Annotated in this window: 3 protein-coding genes and 1 pseudogene; 3 read left to right on the top strand and 1 reads right to left on the bottom strand. The window is 65.6% G+C overall.

The window, feature by feature from the left end:
* Together EN745_RS33400 and hutC are read left to right on the top strand one after the other, a co-directional pair.
* Positions 1-1,092, top strand: a 1,092-nt coding sequence (locus EN745_RS33400; protein ID WP_127423208.1) for a formimidoylglutamate deiminase, incomplete at its 5' end; no start/stop codon positions are given.
* 25 nt (positions 1,093-1,117) lie between these two features.
* Positions 1,118-1,864 (top strand): histidine utilization repressor, encoded by a 747-nt coding sequence (hutC, locus tag EN745_RS33395; protein ID WP_127423207.1) that lies wholly within the window; start codon positions 1,118-1,120, stop codon positions 1,862-1,864.
* Positions 1,865-1,910: 46 nt separating this feature from the next.
* Here hutC and EN745_RS33390 read toward each other — a convergent pair whose 3' ends face one another.
* Positions 1,911-2,255, bottom strand: coding sequence for a RidA family protein (locus tag EN745_RS33390; RefSeq protein WP_127423206.1), 345 nt, complete (start codon positions 2,253-2,255; stop codon positions 1,911-1,913).
* A gap of 233 nt (positions 2,256-2,488) precedes the next feature.
* Between EN745_RS33390 and EN745_RS37360 the strand changes: the two are divergent.
* A pseudogene (locus EN745_RS37360) lies at positions 2,489-2,589 on the top strand (ABC transporter); the annotation flags it as partial.

Genomic DNA, 2,589 nt, shown 5'->3' with positions numbered 1-2,589 from the left:
CTGTCGATGACGCCGGACCAGGTCGAGGCGGTGGCGGCACAGCTTTATGTCGAGATGCTGGAAGCGGGATTTTCGCGCGTCGGCGAGTTCCACTATCTCCACCACGACCGCGACGGAAAACCCTATGGCAACATCGCCGAGATGGCGGAGCGGATCGCGGCGGCCGCGGCTGAGACCGGCATCGGGCTGACGCTGCTGCCCGTCTTCTATGCCCATTCCTCCTTCGGGGGTGCGGCACCCAATGAGGGCCAGCGGCGATTCATCAATGATGTCCAACGGTTCGGACGCTTGCTTGAGAAAGGCCGCGAAAGCGTTCGCTCGCTCGATCAGGCCGTTGTCGGCGTCGCCCCGCACAGCCTGCGCGCCGCGACGCCAGAGGAACTCGACGCGGTAACCGCGATGGCGCCCGACGGCCCGATCCACATTCATATCGCCGAGCAAACAAAGGAAGTGGAGGATTGCTTCGCCTGGTCGGGCGCGCGGCCGGTCGAATTCCTTCTTGACCATGCCAAGGTGGACCGGCGCTGGTGCCTGATCCACGCCACGCATATGACCGAGGCCGAGACGGTCCGCATGGCCAGGAGTGGCGCGATCGCCGGCCTCTGCCCGATCACCGAGGCCAATCTCGGCGACGGCACCTTCACCGCGCCGCTGTTCGTCGAACATGGCGGCCGCTTCGGCGTCGGCTCAGACTCTAATGTGCTAATCGGCCTGCCGGACGAGCTCAGGCAACTTGAATATTCGCAGCGCCTGGCGCACCGCGCCCGCAACGTGCTGGCGGTGGCGGGCGGCTCGACCGGCCGCGCCTTGTTCGATGCCGCGCTCGACGGCGGCAGCGCCGCGCTCGGCGCCGGCCCGGCGCGGATCGCAGCCGGCGCCCCGGCCGATTTGGTGTCGCTCGACCCGAACCATCCGTCGCTCGCCGGCAAGACGGGAGACTCCATCCTCGATGCCTGGATCTTCGCCAACGGCGCCAGCGTCGACAGCGTCTGGGTGCACGGCAGGAAGCAGGTCAGCGGCGGCCAGCATGCCAGGCGCGAGCCAATCGCCGAGAGGTTCCGCGCTGTCATGACCGCGCTGTCGGCAGCCTAGCTCGTTCAACAGGCGAAACCGCGACATGAGCATGATCGAGACAATGGAAGCGGAAGGTGGCGAGGCTGTTTCGCTGCACCAGCGCATCCTGTCCGACATCAGCGAAAAGATCCTGTCCGGCGCCTGGGCGCCCGGACACAGGATTCCGTTCGAGCACGAGCTGACAGCTGAATACAATTGCTCGCGCATGACGGTGAACAAGGCGCTGTCGCAGCTGGCCAAGGCCGGGCTGATCGAGCGCCGCCGCCGTTCCGGCAGTTTTGTCCGCCGGCCGCAGTCGCAGGCGGCGGTGCTGGAACTGCACGACATCCGGATCGAGGTCGAAGCGCTCGGCCTGCCCTATCGCTATGAAAGGATGGCTCGGCTGAAGCGGCGCAGCAGCGCCGAGGACCGGTCACTGCTGGGCCTTTCCGCCCCAGGCTTGGTGCTTTCGCTGGAATGCCTGCATTTCGCTGGCCAGCGGCCCTTCGCGCATGAGCAGCGGCTGATCAATCTCGCCGCGGTCGCGGAGGCCGGCGAGGAGGACTTTTTGGCCATCGCGCCCGGCCCCTGGCTGATCGGCCGCGTGCCGTGGAGCGAGGCCGAGCATCGCATCCGCGCCACCGCCGCGGACGACCATGTCGCCGACACGCTCGATATAGACCCCGGCGCGCCCTGCCTGGTGGTCGAGCGTCGCACCTGGAGCGCCGAGCACCCGGTGACGCATGTGCGCTTTATTTATCCGGCCGAGAGCCACACGCTGGTGGCGCGGTTCACGCCGTCGCAGGGATGAGTGATCTCCCCCTCGTGGGGGAGATTGGCAGTTCGGGCGCCGCGCCTTAAATCGCCGCCGTAATAATAATCTCGACCATATATTCCGGGCCGGCCAGCTTGGCCTCGCCGGTGGCGCGGGCGGGCGTATGGCCCTGCGGCACCCACTTGTCCCATTCCGCGTTCATCTCGGCGAAGGTGCTCATGTCGGCCAGCCAGATGATGGTCTGCAGGATCTTGGTCTTGTCGGTTCCGGCCTTGGCCAGCAATTCGTCGATGGTCTTCAGGATGTCGCGGGTCTGCGAGGCGACATTGCCGCCGGGCTCGCCGACCTGGCCGGCCAGATAGACGGTGTTGCCGTGGATGACGATCTGGCTCATGCGCGGGCCAACATCGATGCGACGAATGCTCATGGGGCGTTCCTTCCTATTATCGGTCGCGCCTCTTTAGAGTCCGCGCCGGTTTCGGGCAAGGCCGGCAGGGACGAAACCAATTGAGCCAATTGTGTGGCCCCTGCCCGTTGCGTACACGGCGAGTTGACCGGCCGTGACCAAATTGCGTCGGGCCATCTTGTTGACTAATGTAATAACATCACATATCGACTTGAACCGCTCGAACAATGGGCTACCGCCCCAACGGACCACCGATGACCAATGCCTGCCTGACCTTTCGCGACCTGACGCTCGGCTATGGCAGCCACCCGGCGATCCATCACCTCGATGGCGTCATCCGCAAGGGGTCGCTGAC

This window comes from Mesorhizobium sp. M4A.F.Ca.ET.022.05.2.1 (assembly GCF_003998845.1).
Taxonomy (GTDB): Bacteria; Pseudomonadota; Alphaproteobacteria; order Rhizobiales; family Rhizobiaceae; genus Mesorhizobium.
This window is presented reverse-complemented; position numbering and strand designations above follow the sequence as displayed.